13 protein-coding genes are annotated in these 17185 nt (G+C 39.7%); 8 read left to right on the top strand and 5 right to left on the bottom strand.

All coding sequences use genetic code 11. The features are described 5' to 3' along the window. The first annotated feature begins 268 nt into the window (after nt 1-268). Complete coding sequence (gene lnt, locus ABDV71_RS13730) at nt 269-1882, top strand: apolipoprotein N-acyltransferase (RefSeq protein ID WP_343533495.1); 1614 nt, start codon at nt 269-271, stop codon at nt 1880-1882. Nucleotides 1883-1936: 54 nt separating this feature from the next. Then, on the top strand, nt 1937-2491 hold the full coding sequence (lspA, locus tag ABDV71_RS13725) for a signal peptidase II (protein ID WP_343533494.1): 555 nt from the start codon (nt 1937-1939) through the stop codon (nt 2489-2491). Between the two features lie 246 nt (nt 2492-2737). Here lspA and ABDV71_RS13720 read toward each other — a convergent pair whose 3' ends face one another. Together ABDV71_RS13720 and ABDV71_RS13715 are read right to left on the bottom strand one after the other, a co-directional pair. Further along, complete coding sequence (locus ABDV71_RS13720) at nt 2738-4378, bottom strand: NAD+ synthase (protein ID WP_343533493.1); 1641 nt, start codon at nt 4376-4378, stop codon at nt 2738-2740. A gap of 75 nt (nt 4379-4453) precedes the next feature. Continuing rightward, nucleotides 4454-5104, bottom strand: a complete 651-nt coding sequence (locus ABDV71_RS13715) for a porin family protein (RefSeq protein ID WP_343533492.1) — start codon at nt 5102-5104, stop codon at nt 4454-4456. A gap of 99 nt (nt 5105-5203) precedes the next feature. On the opposite strand from ABDV71_RS13715, the gene gldB reads away from it, so the two are divergent. Next, nucleotides 5204-6241: a gliding motility lipoprotein GldB gene (gene gldB / locus ABDV71_RS13710; protein ID WP_343533489.1), complete on the top strand. Its 1038-nt coding sequence runs from the start codon at nt 5204-5206 to the stop codon at nt 6239-6241. A gap of 59 nt (nt 6242-6300) precedes the next feature. After that, nucleotides 6301-7113: a patatin-like phospholipase family protein gene (locus tag ABDV71_RS13705; RefSeq protein WP_343533488.1), complete on the top strand. Its 813-nt coding sequence runs from the start codon at nt 6301-6303 to the stop codon at nt 7111-7113. Here ABDV71_RS13705 and ABDV71_RS13700 read toward each other — a convergent pair. After that, a complete protein-coding gene (locus ABDV71_RS13700) occupies nt 7096-9621 on the bottom strand; it encodes a phospholipase C, phosphocholine-specific (protein ID WP_343533487.1) in 2526 nt (841 codons plus the stop codon). The genes ABDV71_RS13705 and ABDV71_RS13700 overlap by 18 nt on opposite strands. Before the next feature lie 194 nt (nt 9622-9815). Here ABDV71_RS13700 and ABDV71_RS13695 point away from each other — a divergent pair, with 194 nt between their 5' ends. Then, on the top strand, nt 9816-10325 hold the full coding sequence (locus ABDV71_RS13695; protein WP_343533485.1) for a hypothetical protein: 510 nt from the start codon (nt 9816-9818) through the stop codon (nt 10323-10325). A 7-nt stretch (nt 10326-10332) separates the two neighbouring features. On the opposite strand, the gene ABDV71_RS13690 is transcribed toward ABDV71_RS13695, so the two are convergent. Continuing rightward, a complete protein-coding gene (locus ABDV71_RS13690; RefSeq protein WP_343533483.1) occupies nt 10333-11043 on the bottom strand; it encodes a 2-phosphosulfolactate phosphatase in 711 nt (236 codons plus the stop codon). A gap of 77 nt (nt 11044-11120) precedes the next feature. Next, on the bottom strand, nt 11121-12203 hold the full coding sequence (gene gcvT, locus ABDV71_RS13685) for a glycine cleavage system aminomethyltransferase GcvT (RefSeq protein WP_343533481.1): 1083 nt from the start codon (nt 12201-12203) through the stop codon (nt 11121-11123). 583 nt (nt 12204-12786) lie between these two features. Here gcvT and ABDV71_RS13680 point away from each other — a divergent pair. The 3 genes from ABDV71_RS13680 to ABDV71_RS13670 all read left to right on the top strand — a co-directional run bounded on the left by ABDV71_RS13680 (nt 12787) and on the right by ABDV71_RS13670 (nt 17069). Next, entirely contained in the window at nt 12787-13248 is a 462-nt protein-coding gene (locus tag ABDV71_RS13680) for a GNAT family N-acetyltransferase (RefSeq protein ID WP_343533479.1), read from the top strand. A 314-nt stretch (nt 13249-13562) separates the two neighbouring features. Continuing rightward, nucleotides 13563-16010: a bifunctional aspartate kinase/homoserine dehydrogenase I gene (gene thrA, locus ABDV71_RS13675; protein WP_343533477.1), complete on the top strand. Its 2448-nt coding sequence runs from the start codon at nt 13563-13565 to the stop codon at nt 16008-16010. 84 nt (nt 16011-16094) lie between these two features. Further along, a complete protein-coding gene (locus ABDV71_RS13670) occupies nt 16095-17069 on the top strand; it encodes a homoserine kinase (protein ID WP_343533475.1) in 975 nt (324 codons plus the stop codon). The last annotated feature ends 116 nt before the right edge of the window (nt 17070-17185 follow it).

Below are 17185 nucleotides of genomic sequence, written 5' to 3'. Positions count from 1 at the left end.
CTTAGCGGGTGCATTTATATTTTAACCAATTACACCCACGAAGTTTGGTATATAGGGGTTACGTCGGATTTGTTTTTTAAGGTAAAAGAGCATAAAGAAAAAGTTCACTTAAATTCTTTCACCTCGAAAAGCAGCTAAAAAACTGGAAGATGAGTAGTTCCGTTAATTAGTGCGTCATCCTGAATTTATTTCAGGATCATTGCGGATTGAAAACAATAGGTTAAACTGCTGAATAAATCAGCATGACGCAATAGGAATATAATTGCAAATGACAAAAAAAACAATACTGCTCGCATTAGCGAGCGCCTTCATAATGTGGTTGGCGTGGCCGCCACACAATTGGCTAGCACCACTACTTTTTATTGGGCTTGTACCTTTGTTAATCGCCATTAACAACATCAAAACCAATTCTGAAAAGAAAACTGGCAAAAAGATATTCCTTACCGCAGGACTTTGCTTTTTAGTTTGGAACACGGCCTCTATTTACTGGGTATTTAACTCCATTAACGCGGTAAATACTGGTTTTGTAGGCACTATTATTTCACTGCTAGTATCGTTAATCCCGTATGGGCTAGGTGCGCTACTCATGACTTTCGCCGTTTGGATGTACTACCGATTGAGTACCTATACCAGCAAACCTGTTGCCTATGCTGGACTAATTGTTTTCTACATCAGTATGGAATACCTGCACCAAACTTGGGATTTAGCTTTCCCATGGATGACCTTGGGAAATGGCTTTGCAGGTATGCATCAAATTGTGCAATGGTATGAAGTTACAGGTGCTTATGGGGGTTCGCTATGGATTTTACTTAGCAACATTTTGGCATTTGAAGCTTACCAAAAAATCAAAAACCAAAAGCAGTACAAACTGGCGGGAATTTGGATGTTGCTTTTACTTTTACCGATCGGATATTCTATTTACCAATATAAAAATTACGAAGAGAAGAGCATTCCCGTAAACGTAGTGACCGTTCAGCCAAATATTGACCCTTATGAAAAATTTGGTTCCATATCGGCTAATGAGCAATTGAACATATTGACACACCTATCGGATTCTATTGGACAAGCCAATACCGAATACTTCATATGGCCAGAAACAGCTATTCCAAATTATGCTGATGAAGAACGCATCAGAACCAATCCAGACTTTTTAAGGGCCCAGCAATTTCTGTCAAAATACAAAAATGGCACACTGATTACGGGTATTGAAAGTGTTAGGTTTTACAATGATAAAAAAACACTTTCGGCCAAAGCAAATCCTAACGGGGGTTATTATGACAATTACAATGCAGCTGTACAAATAGAAAACTCTGCATCGGTAGCTTTTTACCATAAATCCAAGTTGGTACCTGGCGTCGAGAAAATGCCCTTCCCTAAGATCTTTTCGTTTTTAGGCCCTGTTTTCAGCAAACTTGGCGGCAGTGTTTCTGGCTGGGGATGGCAAGAAGAACCAGGTGTTTTTTATGCTTATAGTGGTATTGGTGTAGCGCCCGTAATTTGCTATGAATCCATTTGGGGCGATTGGGTTGCTGGCTCAGTTAAACAAGGAGCACAGTTTATTGCCATCATTACCAACGACGGCTGGTGGGGCAATACTTCTGGCAAAGACCAGCATTTACTGTATGCTAAATTACGTTCTATTGAAACCAGAAGATACGTAGTAAGATCGGCCAACACGGGTATCTCTGGCTTTATTAACCAACGTGGCGATGTGGTGCAACAATCGAAATGGTGGACACGCACCGCACTAAAGGCAGACATCAACCTTAACGACCATATTACCTTCTATGTAAAACATGGCGATGTCGTGGCAATAGCAAGTAGTATTTTAGCGTTATTAGCGGCAGGATTCATCCTACTGAAGAAATGGTTTTTAAAATAATATTATAGCCTCAGATACACAGATAAAATTGAATTAAAATCAATTCGCGCATCTGTGGCTAATCCTATCAAACAAGAAATGATTAACCAAAAGAAATCTATCAAATTTGCTTTCCTTTTAATAATCGTTGCTCTTAATTTGGGCTGCGATCAGGTTTCGAAAGTAATTGCACGCAAAAGCATAGAACCTTATGAGCAGATTAGCATTATTAAAGATCGTTTTACCTTAACCAAGGTAGAAAACACCGGAGCTTTCTTGAGTGCCGGCAGTAACCTGCCCGATTTTGTAAGGGTCATTTTATTGACGGTGATGCCCGTTTTGGTATTAGGCTATGGCTTATGGTTTCTGTATAGTAACCGAAATTTACCCCGAATGATGCAAATAGGCATTTGCTTTTTAATAGGAGGCGGTATTGGAAACATCTACGATAGAATTGTGTACGGTTCCGTTACTGATTTTCTACACATGGATTTTGTCTTGTTTAAAACAGGTATTTTTAACATGGCCGATGTTTCTATCATGACAGGTATAGGATTACTCCTACTACAAACTTTGTTAGCTAAAAAAGAAGAAAAGCAGTTAGCAAATAATCAAGAACCTACAGCTTAGTTTACCAGAGTTAAATAGCCCCGATAAGAGCGAGCACATAGCCCAAGTTTACGCAGGGCGAAGTAAAGCGGATAGCGGGACTACAGGTCAATAGCAGCAGGGCAATTGCGCTTCTAAAACATCAAAACTTGCTAACCATAAATATGCTCCTATCTCCATTGCAGGGATAACCGAAGCGTAGCGAGCTCATTGCCCAAACACCAGGCAACTATCAATAGATGCCAATGCACAAAGAGGGTACTAAGCCTAATCCATATACTTGCCTACAATAGGCATGCGGCGGCCCATTCCAAAAGCTTTTGGCGAAACCCTTAAAATTGGCGGGGTTTGGTAACGCTTAAATTCAGCAAGGTTCACCATGCGTAAAATACGTTTCACCAACGGCTCATCAAAACCCTGCGAAATAATTTCACGGGAACCTTTTTTGAGTTCGATATGCTGGTAAAGAATTTGATCTAAAACATCGTACTCCGGCAACGAATCGGAGTCCTTTTGGTCAGGACGTAGCTCGGCAGAGGGTGGTTTCACAATCGTATTTACAGGAATAATTTCTTGGTCTTTGTTGATGTATCTAGCCAAATTAAACACTTGCGTTTTGTACACATCACCGATTACACTAATAGCTCCACACATATCGCCGTACAAGGTTCCATAACCTACGGCACACTCGCTTTTGTTAGAGGTGTTGAGCAAAATATATCCAAATTTGTTAGACATGGCCATTACCACAATGCCGCGACAACGAGCTTGGATATTTTCTTCGGCTAGATTAAAAGGCAAGCCCTCAAAAGGTTTGGCCAACATGCTGTCAAAAGCATCAGCAGCTGCTGCAATAGGAATAATTTCGTGTTTGCAACCAATATTATTCACCAAATCCAAGGCATCCTTAACAGAATGATCGGTAGAATATTTAGAAGGCATCAATACTGCCATTACATTTTCGGCACCCAATGCCTTGCATGCCAATGCACAAACCACGGCCGAGTCAATACCTCCAGACAATCCTAAAACAGCTTTCTTAAAACCAGATTTAGCGAAATAATCCTTAATGCCCAAAATCAATGCATCGTGTATTTGTTCAATGTCTGAAACACGCTCGGCAACAGGATATTTATTTTTAACATTCTGCACTTCATCCAAATCAAATAGCTGAAGATCTTCTTCAAAATACTTCATTTCGGCCTTCAGTGATCCTTCTTCGTCGAACACCAACGAGCCACCATCAAAAATGATCTCTGTTTGTGCCCCTACTTGGTTCACATAAAACAAGGGCAATCGATATTTCTTGGCATTGTCTGCCAAAATTTTGATACGGTCTTCGTCATGTCCATAGTCAAAAGGCGAAGCAGCGATGTTAATCATCAGATCAGGTTGTTGCTTGATCAATTCATCCATCGGGCAGGAAACATACAAGGGATTGTCATTAATGTTCCAAAGATCTTCGCAAATAGTGAGCGCAATTTTCTTTCCCTTAAATTCTACACAATCAAATACTGTGTTAGGTTCAAAATAACGATACTCATCAAACACATCGTAAGTAGGAAGCAATGCTTTTTTGACCACTTGTTTCACCTTACCATCTGCAATAAAATAAGCGGCATTGAACAAATCTTTACCCTCGATCACAGGGTTTTTAATAGGCAAACCCACAATACAGGCAATGCTATGGCAATGCTCGGCTATTTGTTGTACAGCCTTTTCGCAAAGCGATATAAAATCTTCATACTCCAGAAAATCACGAGGCGGATAACCGCTAATGGCCAACTCTGCAAATACCACTACATCGGCCCCTTTGGCTTTTGCCGCTGCAATATTTGCAATGATTTTTTCCGTGTTGTTTTCGAAATTCCCAATATGGTAATTAAGTTGTGCCAGTGCTATTTTCATGGTCTATTTTATGCTATAAATATAAAAAACAAGCCTCGTTAAGGCTTGTTTGGTTGGAATAGAATTTAGCGTTTGTTAAAAAAATACGCCAATGTTCAGTGCAACATAATGATTTCGAATAGATTCGTTATTTTTTGCAATATTAGTTAAGCCGTTGTTATAGGTTAAGCCAGTCAATAAGCTGGTTTTTCCACTTAAACGGTATTCCATCCCACCGCCAATAATCATTCCCGCTCTTAAAAATTTAGTGTTCCCGGTTGCTTTGGTATCCTCGGCATATACGATATTACCGCTTTTCACATCCTGTCTAGCACCAATGCGGATATCAGCCGTTAAGCCAAATTGGCCATACCATTTCATGCCATCATTTTCGTCAGTTTTCAACTTAACAGACAGTGGAATCTCAATATATTGCATCTTAAACTTTACATCATATTCAGCAGAATTAGTGGTCGAGCTAGAAAGCAAACTAAAAGGTTCATAGTTCAGGATTGTTGCCTTACCATTAATAGTGGTTACGGTTAAGCCCGTAGCAAAGCTGTAGTTTTCGGCAAACTCAAAGTCGCTCATTAAGCCGTAGCTAAAACCAGTACTTACGCCATTACCTTTTCCATTTTCTACTTTCAGAAATCCAAAGTTAGGGTGTGCGGTAAGTCCTAATCTTACTTGCGAAAAAACTTGCGTAGTGGCCATAATAAGTAACGATGCTAAAAGTATTCTTTTCATGAACAAAGATTTTTGTTGTTTTCTAAAATTGTTAGGGATACATCATGATTTTGTAAATGATGATGGTTTCCTATTCCGTAGTTTATATATTTGTTATCAATGATACAGCTATTGAAACTTCGCCAAAGTTATTTATTTTTTTTGTGCGCTACCCTATTTTTTTCGTGTACTAACAGCGACAAGCCCGATGTAAGCAAAATTGATCTTGCTATAAAAGTAGAAAGATTTGACCAAGATTTATATCAGCATCGAGGAAAAGACATTAAATTAACAGACAGTTTGCTACACAAAAAATACGGTGCATTTTACGAAGACTTTATCCATAAAATGGTGGGTAACGATAGCTATACGAGTCTAGAAGTACTACAAGGGATTTATGAAGACACCGCGTATACCGACCTTAATAAAGAGGTAGATAGTGTGTTCCCCAACCTTAATAAGATTGAAACTGATTTAACCCAAACTTTCAAATACATTAAATACTATTACCCAAAAGCTCCTGTCCCTCGCTTTATAGGTTTCCTGTCGGGTTTTGCTTACCAAACACCCATTGGAGATGACTACGTAGGTATTGGCTTGGATATGTTTTTAGGCAAGGACAGCAAATTTTATGGTGCATTGGTGAAAAGCATTCCATTGTACATGTCAAGACGATTTACTCCAGAATACATTGTACCTCGCGTAAGTGAATATTACGTGCGTGAAAATTTATTTAAGGAAAGGGATGAAGATCGCAGCTTATTAGCAAAAATGGTTTACAATGGTAAGATATTGTACTTTATGGATCAAATTATGCCCGATAATATGCCCGACAGTGTTAAAATTGGCTACACCCAAAAACAACTGGATTGGTGCAAGAGTTTTGAAACCGAACTCTGGGCCTATTACTTAGAAAGCAATTTACTTTACGAAACAGATTACACTAAAATACAGGTATTTTTAAGTGAGGGGCCATTTACTCCTGGGTTAGGAGAAAGGAATGAATCGGCACCAAAACTTGGCGTATGGACAGGCTGGCAAATTGTAAGGAAATATATGAAAGAAAACCCAGAGGTAACCCTACAACAATTGATGGCCGATACCGACGCACAAACTATTTTAACCAAATCAAAGTATAAGCCAAAACCAAGCAAATAATTAGCTGATGCAATGATGCGCTAATTATCCAATTAATAAAAAATTACATTAACACACACATGAAAATCGGGATTGTATTAAGTGGAGGCGGAATAAGAGGCATTGCCCATTTAGGCGTGCTGAGTGCCCTAAAGAAAACAGGAATTAAATTTGACCATATTGTGGGCACTAGCGCAGGTTCAATTGCGGGTGCTTTTTATGCGGCTGGCATCGACCCCGAAGAGGCTTTCAATATTTTCATGAAAACCCGATTAATTAAATTTGTAAGGCCTGCATTAGGCTCCTTGGGCTTGGTGAACATTGAAAGAACGGGAGACATTTTTAAAGAATATTTACCTGCACATCTTGAAGATCTAAAAACACCATTAACCATTTGCACGACTAATTTCAGCGAAGGCAATGTGGCTTATTTTAGCAAAGGACCTTTAATTAGAGCCATTCATGCTTCGTGCTGTATCCCAGGGGTATTTAAACCGATCATGATTCACGATCAAATGCATGTAGATGGAGGTGTACTGAACAATTTTCCTGTAGAGCCACTTTTAAACAACAGCGATTATATCATTGGCTCAACCTGCAACCATTTAAAACCGGTTGACAAGATCGTAGGGATTACCCGATTAATGCAAAGAGCAGCCATCATGTCTATCAATCATGATATGGAGAGAAAATCGAGGTTCTGCAACCTGATGATCGAACCTAAAGGAATGGGCGAAATCAACACTTTTGATACTAGAAAAGCGGAAACGATTTATTGGCTAGCTCATGAAGAAGCGTTGAAAACTATCAGAGACAGTGAAAGCTTTCAGCAACTTCTTACCGCACAAAGAAACCCTCAATTAGGTTTTAATAGCTCAAACACGGCCCATTAATGGATCGGTAAAGCTAGTGCTACCTGTTTCAATATGGCCAGCAAACTGCTGGTAAAAGGAGTCGTTGCCCTGTACTTTAACTTCAATATCGTACCAATGGTGGCTTTTAGTGACATCGATTAATAACGTCCCTTTTGCGCCAACAGGCAATTCCTTCTTTACTGGAGCTTGTCGGTACGATTTATCGTTAACCTGCACCGTTAACTGCTGACCTGAAGTATTGGTCAATGCAATTAGCACTCTACCTGTTGGCCTTTTGGTTAATCTATTTAGCTCGGCCGAAAACTCAACTGATAGAGGATCACTTCCATTACCTTTGAAATTTCTGAAAAAGCCGTTCGGACCATGTAACCTCAAGTCGTATTTTCCATCTTCAAACTTTTGCAATGGCCATTGATAGCCGATTTCATCTCCCGCTTTAACCGCGAAAGACCAGTTTCTACCTACTTCAGCTACTTTATCCGCTTTATAACTTAAGGGAGAATATACATTGAAAGGCGCCCCTACAGAGCGATCGGCAAAAACCTGGTTACCTGCCACCATTTTTATTGCAAACGACTTTTTATCTGCACTTAGGCGTCCCGTGGCCTCCAATTGATAAGGCAAGGCCGATGCCTTTCTAATCCCTTTTTCTTGCGGAGCCATCAAGTCATCAAACCTTGTTTCCTTTTTTACCTTGTCAATGGCAGCCGCATCCAACTCCGTGAAATTGCCGGGCTCTTTTTTAAACTTGGCATTATGGATTAGGGAAATAAATTCATTTCTATCTTGAAAAGGCAAATTTTCCTTGCCTACACTAAACGGCTCAAAAACAGAAGTTAAATCTCCACAAATGGTACGACGCCAAGCGCTAATGTTATCTAGTTTGATGTTCTTTTTGTATTTCTTATTGAGGAAGTTTTCCAAAAATTGCAGGGTAGATGTATGGTCAAAAACTTCGGAACACACTTTGCCACCTCTACTCCATGGCGAAGCTACTAGCATTGGTACTCTAAAACCCAAACCTATTGCCGCTTCCCTAGCTTGTTTTTGCGGAACACCATGTGCCACTTCATGCGCCAAACGTACCTGCTCAATTTCGGTATCTATCCTTGTGGAAACCTTTCCTGTATCTGGCTTGGAGTAATCCGGTATAGAAAAAGGCACTACATGGTCATAATAACCGTCGTTTTCGTCATAAGTCACAATAAAAATGGTCTTTTTCCAAACCTCTGGATTTTTGGTTAAAATGTCCACAATTTCAGAAATTAACCACGAACCATACCATGGCGCACTAGGATGGTCTGAAAAGTTTTGTGGACCAGCCAACCAAGAAACTGTTGGTAATTTTCCTTCGTTCACATCTTTTCTGAATTGGTACAAAATATCTCCCTTTGGCACCACCAGTTCTCGCTCCACACCATTATCCTTATGTTTCAAAGTAGCTGTTTGTCGGTAATTTTTATCTCCTCTATTCACCACAAAAGCCCTATTAAAAAGCTCCTTTTGCTCGGCATTAAGTTTTGCAAATTGGGCTTCGCCCCATTGGTTCAGCTCTTTAGTGGCATTTTCTAAAACAGTTGTCTTATCAGCTACACTTTTGGCTATTTTCTTTGCTGCTTCTTCACTCGAAGGGCTTTCCTCCTGTAATTTGGTAATTTCTACAGGCAGCGTTTCTACCTGCTTCTTAAGGTTCTCTACATATTTATCTTTAAACTTCACGTTGTAAGCCTTAAAGAACTCCAGCAAGTTGCAGCCAAAGTTAGCCAACCATGAGCGTTCCTCTCCTTTAAAACCACCGCCACAACTGGTTTCGTTTTGGTAGAACTTCCAATTGATTTGGTTTTCCTGCAATAGCTCGGGAAATGTTTTCCAGGTATGCTTGCCATAGGCGAAATTTTCATTCCTGATATTAGCCTTAGGCAATCCATTTTCTTCATTACTGATTTTACCTGTCCAAAAGAATGAACGATTAGGCGTAGTGCTGGTCATGGCCGAACAGAAGTTATGATCGCATACCGTAAAGGCATCTGCCATGGCATAATAAAAAGGCAAATCCTCACGGGTATAGTAGCCCATGGTTAGGGGCATGTGGGCATATTGCTTATTCCCAGATTTTTTGGCCAATAGCCATTTGTCATATTTACCTTGGTTATAAGCATCAACTTGACTCGCCCTGGAATGTGGCAACGAGCCCATCCAAGTTACCTTGGTATCTTTAATATTCAAACGAAAGGGAGCGTAAGTTTTACCAAGTGCGTCAGTTTGAAACCATACGGGTTTTTGGTCGGGCAGGGTAACAGCCCTAGGGTCATTAAATCCCCTCACGCCCTGCAAGCTCCCAAAAGTATGGTCAAAGGAGCGATTCTCTTGCATAAGAATTACTACATGTTCTGCATCATAAAAAGTGCTCCCGTCTTTAGGATCTATAGCTAGCGCCTTTTGGATGGACAATGGCATTGTATTAGCTAAACCCGCAGCCCCAGACAATAACAACGACTTTCGCAAAAATTCCCTTCTACCGTTCATTTAGTTTTATTTGATTTCGATTTATTTCCTTTATGCAAGTTAAGACTTTATTGTTTAGAGAAGTTTAACTCCACGTTAAGTAACATTCGTTTTACAAATTACTTCTACTGCCTAAAAACCAACTAAATAACCAATTTATACATGTTGGGAACATAAAACCAACTTTTCTAAAATTGGTTTAACTAACTTTAAATATGAAAAAAATTATCACTCTGCTCTTGGTCGTTCTTTTTTGTTTAAACACCTACTCTTGCAAACGCAGTTATGGTTGCGACGATGATACCCGCGACGCGCCTCTTTCCCTCTTTGATTCTAGATTGGTCATCACTTTTAAAGATAAATCCACAGGTGATTTTTTAATTAAAGGAAACTCTGGCACTTACGCCATTTCGGATATTAAAATACTTGATGAAAACCAAAAAGAAGTGAGTTTTAATGCACAAATTGCCAAGGAAAATCAAAAGGAGTACTACGTTATACACATCCCAGTATTAGCAAGCCAACCCCTACCTGAGTGGGGCCAGGCATATACTCGCAGACTGTATATTCATTTAAAAGGCGATATAGACACCTTGGATTACACCTTTAAAGCAAAAGCCTTACCATGCGGTTCCAAATTAGAGCAAATCAATGTCAAGTATAACGATTTAGAGTTAAATTCGATAGCTGACGGTTGGTATGTTTCTTTCGATGTCAATAAATAAGAACTATCTATTTTAAAGCCATCAGCATTTCACCTTGCAATACCGGAATAGTTTTACAAACATCAATTTTTAAGCAAAAACGAACATCTTCTTCTATATTCAGCTTAATTAAACGATGGTTATGAGAAGATTTTTGAAGATACCCACGTAAATTTTCTTTGGCTAGTTGGTACATATCCAGAGCAGCCACACTAGAATCATCAGCAACACTGAAATCACTTTGAAGCTGTTCTACCACGGCTCCAGCAAACAAAGTATCCTCTAAATTGAAATTGTCTTTCCAACCGGCACATAACAATAAAACATCTTTGTTTTCTTTCCTGAGATAATCGCAAACAGCAGAAAGATTAAGAAAAGAACCCACAATTACCTGATAAGCTCTTTCTTGCGCCAAGTGCATGGCTTTTGTACCATTGGTGGTGGTAAGTACAATCGTTTTTCCAGCTACTTTCTCGGCAGTATATGAAAAAGGCGAGTTCCCAAAATCATAACCTTCAACCACTTCTCCATTACGCTCTGCTGCCAACAAATAATCTTGATCAGCATAAGCTAGGCAATCTTCCACATTCATTACTGGAATAATAGCTTCGGCACCATTTTCGATACCATAGGTAATAGAAGAAGTTGCTCTTAGAATATCAATGACAACTACAATACTATTTTCGATGGCATATAAATCGAGCAGTGCAGGCGTTAAACAAACTTCAATTTTGGACATTTCTAAGTCATCTGTTTTAAGTTATAAGTTTTAAGTTGTAGCTAGTACGGATAATCTACAACTTAAAACCTAAAACCTTACTTTTTAAGAAAAGGGAATTTAACTATTTGGGCCTTTACTTTATTATTTCTGATGTCGATAAAGATTTCCGTGCCTTCTTTGGCAAATTCTTTAGCAACATAGGCAATACCAATAGCTTTTTGTAATGATGGTGACTGTGTACCTGAAGTTACTTTACCAATTTGGTTTCCATCGGCATCAACAATCAAATAATCATGACGAGGAATCCCCCTATCAATCATTTCAAAACCTACTAGTTTACGGCTTACGCCGGCTTCTTTTTGAGCAAGTAAAGCTGCCGAATTGGTAAACTCTTTGGTAAACTTGGTTACCCAACCCAAACCGGCTTCAATTGGCGAGGTGGTATCGTCTATATCATTACCATACAAACAGAAACCCATTTCCAAACGCAAGGTATCACGTGCACCTAAACCGATCGGTTTAATACCAAACTCTGCACCTGCTTTGAAAATTGCGTCCCAAATTTGATCTGCATATTGGTTTTCGAAATAAATCTCAAATCCACCAGCACCTGTATAACCTGTTGCCGAAACAAGTACATTATCAACACCAGCAAATTTGCCTTTTTTGAAAGTATAATACTCCATTGAAGCCAGGTCCATATTCGTTAACGACTGCAAAGCATCTGCAGCTTTAGGTCCCTGAACTGCCAATAGCGAAGTTTGGTCAGAAATATTATGCATTTCAACACCCTTGTCATTGAATTTTTGAATCCAGTTCCAATCTTTTTCGATGTTCGACGCATTTACCACCAACATATAGGTTTTTTCGTCAATACGATAAACCAAAAGATCGTCTACAATACCTCCAGTTTCATTAGGTAAACACGAATATTGGATTTTTCCATCATAAAGTTTCGAAGCATCGTTGCTGGTCACACGCTGAATTAAATCCAAGGCATTTTCACCCTTAAGGATAAATTCGCCCATGTGGCTCACGTCAAAAACCCCCACTGCATTACGTACAGTAGCGTGTTCTGCATTTATACCTTCATATTGTACAGGCATATTGTAACCTGCAAAAGGAACCATCTTGGCGCCCAACGAAATGTGTTTCTCGGTTAAAGCGGTGTTTTTCATTTATTCTTTATCTATTTTGAATTGCAATGAGCCCATCTTTCAAACAAGCTCATTAATATATTTGGTTGCTATTTTAACGGCCAAAAGTACTAAGAAACTGGCTAAGTTTTATTTTAAATATTTTTTATGGCAAGCCAATCATTAGAAAATGAAAACCCCTGCCAGTCGGCTGCTGTAGCCCCCGCTATATGCTACAATCTTTTTGTCCATAGCTGCCATTCAGAGGAACGAGGAATCTTAAAACCTACTAAATCTAATCCAGCATGTTTGTCATCCTGAGCCTATCGAAGGATTATGAAGCAAAAAACACTTCGACAAGCAGCCTGACACCAGTATTAGCGAAAATGCCAACAAAAAGTATTTCCCTGCCTACCGCAGGCAGACGCTGTTATTGGGTTTAGCACACACTAATCCACTTCAACTTTGTCAATCTTATCAACCTAACACGTTTAAAGATTGACAAAGTCTACAACTGTATTCCAAACCTCGTAGGTTTTTAAAAACCTACGAGGTTTAATAACAAACCTTTCATCCGTGCGTCTATCGTTAAAAACAACTTATATTTGAATCATAAATCTCAACCATGACCTTTACCACTAAAAGAACCACCTCTTCAAACCCCGATTTTATTGCCCTGGTCAAATTATTAGATGCCGAATTGGCTAAAATAGATGGCGAAGAACACGGCTTTTACGCCCAATACAATAAAATTGACAAAATCAACCACGTAATATTGATTTACGACCACGATATAGCCATTGCCTGCGGGGCAATAAAAGCTTACGCTGAGGACACGATGGAAATTAAACGGATGTTTACTCAACCCAGTTATAGAGGACAGGGTGCAGCCAGCACGCTTTTGCAAGAGCTTGAAAAATGGGCATACGAAATGAACTTCCACAAATGCATACTCGAAACCGGCAAACGCCAGCCCGATGCCGTAGCACTTTATCAAAAAAATGGTTATCAGATCATACCAAACTACGGGCAATATGAAGGAATAGATAACAGCGTTTGCTTTAAGAAAACACTAGCACAACACTAGATATTTTCAAATTTTATTAAAATTACGGTAATTATTCAATCAATTTCACAACACGCGAATAAAAAAATTAAAAAATTCACCAAAAACATTTGCATTTATAAAAAATAATATCCTTATTTGCAGTGTATAAAATACACCAACAAGAAATGATTTTTAACTCTTCAATTATTACCACCATTATTATTACCGGAGGCAAAAGCTATCGGGAGCAGTAACGTTGTGTAAAATTGAAAAACATATAAAACACAAAAAGGCGCTCCCGATAACTCGGGAGCGCCTTTTTTTTTAACCACTGAAAACTAATAAATAAACGAATGAAAGTCCTCAAATTTGGCGGTACATCCGTAGGTACCACCGAAAACATTAAAACACTGCTAAAACTAGTACAGGAAGAAAGAAAGCATGCCAATCCGGTAGTTGTATTATCGGCCATGAGCGGGGTAACCAATCTTCTTCTGGAAATGGCAGACTTGGCCGAAAAAGGCGAAAACTATCAAGAACAGCTCAATGGCATCGAGAAAAAACATTTCGACGTTGTTAAAACCTTATTACCTGCAGCGGCACAAAATCCAATTTTAACCAAGCTGAAAATTCTTTTTAACGACTTGGAAGATGCCTTACAAGCAGTTGCCAGCTTGAAGGAATTGAGCTTACGCACCAAAGATTTCATTGTTAGCTTTGGCGAAAGATGTTCAAACATGATGGTAAGCCACATCGCCACCCAATATTTCGACAATTCATTGTTTGTGGATGGCTCTCAATTGATCAAAACCGACAGCAACTTTGGCAATGCCAGGGTAGATTTTGAACTGACCGACGCACTGATCAACGAATTTTACGAGCAACACAATGACAAAGTTTTATTCGTAACTGGCTTTATTGCTAGCACTAACGATGGTAAAATAACCACTTTGGGCCGTGGTGGTTCTGATTATACCGCAGCCATATGGGGAGCAGCGCTGAATGTTGCAGAGATTGAAATATGGACTGATGTAAACGGCATGATGACCGCCGATCCTCGCATTGTTAAAAAAGCCTTTTCATTAGACGAACTGAGCTACATTGAAGCGATGGAATTGAGTTATTTTGGTGCTAAGGTAATCTATCCGCCAACCATGGTCCCCGCTTTCGCCAAGAAAATCCCATTGGTAATCAAAAATACTTTTGAACCAGAATTTCCGGGCACTTTCATTCGTAGCAATATCAAACCTTCAGATTTACCTATCAAAGGCATCTCGTCCATCAACCATATCAGCATCATTAACTTGAGCGGTAGCGGCATGGTAGGCAAAGCGGGTTTCAGTGGACGCCTGTTCTCTTTACTTTCAAGGGAGCAGATCAATGTGATATTGATTACCCAGTCTTCATCGGAGCACAGCATTACTTTCGCAGTTAATCCACCAGATGCAGCAAAAGCCGTTACACTAATTAACAAAGAATTTGAGCTAGAGTTGGCCGCTGGAAAGTTGGCTTATCCAGAAGTGGAAGGCGATTTAGCGGTATTGGCCATTGTTGGCGAGAACATGAAACGTACACCTGGCATGAGCGGCAGATTGTTCCATGCACTGGGCCGTAACGGTATTAACGTTAGAGCCATTGCACAAGGTTCATCAGAGTATAACATTTCGGTAATCATCAGCAAAGATGATTTGGCGAAATCCCTAAATGCGGTACACGATGCTTTCTATACCGATTTAAAGCGAACCTTAAACGTTTACTGTTTGGGAACAGGGAATATTGGCAAAACTTTGTTCAAGCAAATTAAGGAGCAAAGTCAATTCCTGGCTGAGAAAAATGATCTACAGGTAAAAGTAGTAGGCATTGCCAATACCAGAAAAATGGTATTTGATGCCAATGGTATCGACCTTGACCAATGGGAAGCTACCTTGGAAGAAAAAGGCGAACAAGCCAATCTATCGGAATATGTGGCAAAAATGCAATCGCTAAACTTGGCAAACAGTGTTTTTGTAGATAATACGGCAAGCGAAGCACCTATTCCTTTTTACAAACAGGTTTTCGAAAACAGCGTATCTATTGTAGCCTGCAACAAAAAAGGTAATTCTGCCGAATTTGCACAATACAAACTTTTCAAAGACACGGCTAAAAAACATGGCGTAGATTTTTATTACGAAACCAACGTGGGTGCTGGCCTTCCAATTATCGGCACTTTGAAAAACCTAATGATGAGCGGTGATAGAATAGATAGGATTGAAGCCATTTTATCAGGAACTATCTCTTTTATCTTCAACAGCTTTAAAGGCGATAAAGCTTTTTACGACATCGTGAAAGAAGCGCAAGACTTAGGCTACACCGAACCAGATCCACGCGACGATTTGAATGGCAAAGATTTCATGCGCAAAATGTTGATTTTAGCGAGAGATGCGGGCTATCCTTTAGAAGAATCGGATGTTAAAATTGACAATATTTTACCTGAAGCTTGTTTAAAAGCTGACTCGGTAGAATCATTTTATGAGGAGCTAAAGAACAATGCCGCTTATTTCGAAAATCTGAAAAACACTGCGGAAAGCGAGAAAAAAGTACTTCGCTATATCGGCAAACTGGAAGATGGCAAAGTAGACATCAGTTTACAAATGGTTGGCGAAGACCATCCGTTTTATGCCTTGTCTGGTGCCGACAATATCATTTCTTTTGTAACCGACAGATACAAGTTCCGTCCCATGGTGGTAAAAGGTCCAGGTGCTGGTGCCGAAGTAACCGCCGCAGGCGTGTTCGCAGATATTATCAACGTAGCTACTCCTTAATCAACAACTTTGTCATTCTGAGCGTAGCAAAGATTCCCGATGAGATTCCTTCTATCGTCGGAATGACAAAATGAAAAAATAAAAATGATAAAAGACCTTAAAATAGACAACCCACCTACAGTAGCTGTTGGAACAGAAATAAAAGTTTTTGCCCCTGCAACGGTAGCCAATGTAGTTTGCGGCTTCGACGTGCTTGGCTTTGCCGTAAATGCTCCCGGCGATGAAGTAGTGATGCGTTTGGTAGAAGAACCTGGAGTTCGCTTACTTAAAATTACTGGCGACGATGGAAAACTTCCTTTAAACAGTGATAAAAATACCGTAAGCGCTTCGGTAAAACATTACCTAGCACATATCGGTAGAGAAGATGTTGGCGTAGAAATAGAACTTCACAAAAAAATGCCAATTGGCAGTGGTTTGGGTTCTAGCTCTGCCAGTACTGTAGCAGGACTTTACGCCATCAACCAGCTGATGGGTAATTTGCTAACCGCAAAAGAGTTGGTGCCATTTGCCATGAAAGGCGAAGAAATTGCCTGTGGCTATGGGCATGCCGACAATGTTGCTCCCGCTATTATGGGCGGCTTTGTATTGGTCCGTAGTTACGAACCTTTGGATGTAATTTCCTTACCAGTACCACAAGGTATGTATGCCGCCATTGTTTATCCTGAGGTAGACGTACCTACCAAAGATGCCCGTCAAATGATCCGTGCAAAAGTGCAGCTAAAAGATGCCGTTACCCAATGGGGAAATGTGGCGGGTTTAGTAAGCGGACTGTTTTTAAACGATTTAGACTTGGTTGGCCGTAGTATGAAGGACGTTTTGGTAGAACCAACACGCTCTATTTTGATCCCCGATTTTGAAGTACTGCGCAAGTTAGCCATGGAAAATGGTGCCGTAGGTTTTGGCATCTCTGGTTCTGGCCCATCTGTGTTTGCCTTAACCAAAGATGAAGAGAGTGCTAAATTGATTACCAAAGCCCAACAAATGCATTTGCATCAAATCAACATTAAAAGTCAAGCTTACGTATCTGAAGTGAATACGGAAGGACCGAGAACACTTTAGATTTTAGAATTACGATTTAAAACCACATTCAAAACTTCTTTAAGACCTTATAAGTGATGTGTTTTAAGTTATACGTCATCAATAGTCGAAATGCAAAACGTATAACTTATAACGAA

The sequence above is a fragment of the Pedobacter sp. genome, assembly GCF_039594775.1.
Classification (GTDB): Bacteria; Bacteroidota; Bacteroidia; order Sphingobacteriales; family Sphingobacteriaceae; genus Pedobacter.
Note: the sequence above shows the minus strand (reverse complement) of the source record. Positions and strands in the feature narration are given on the sequence as shown.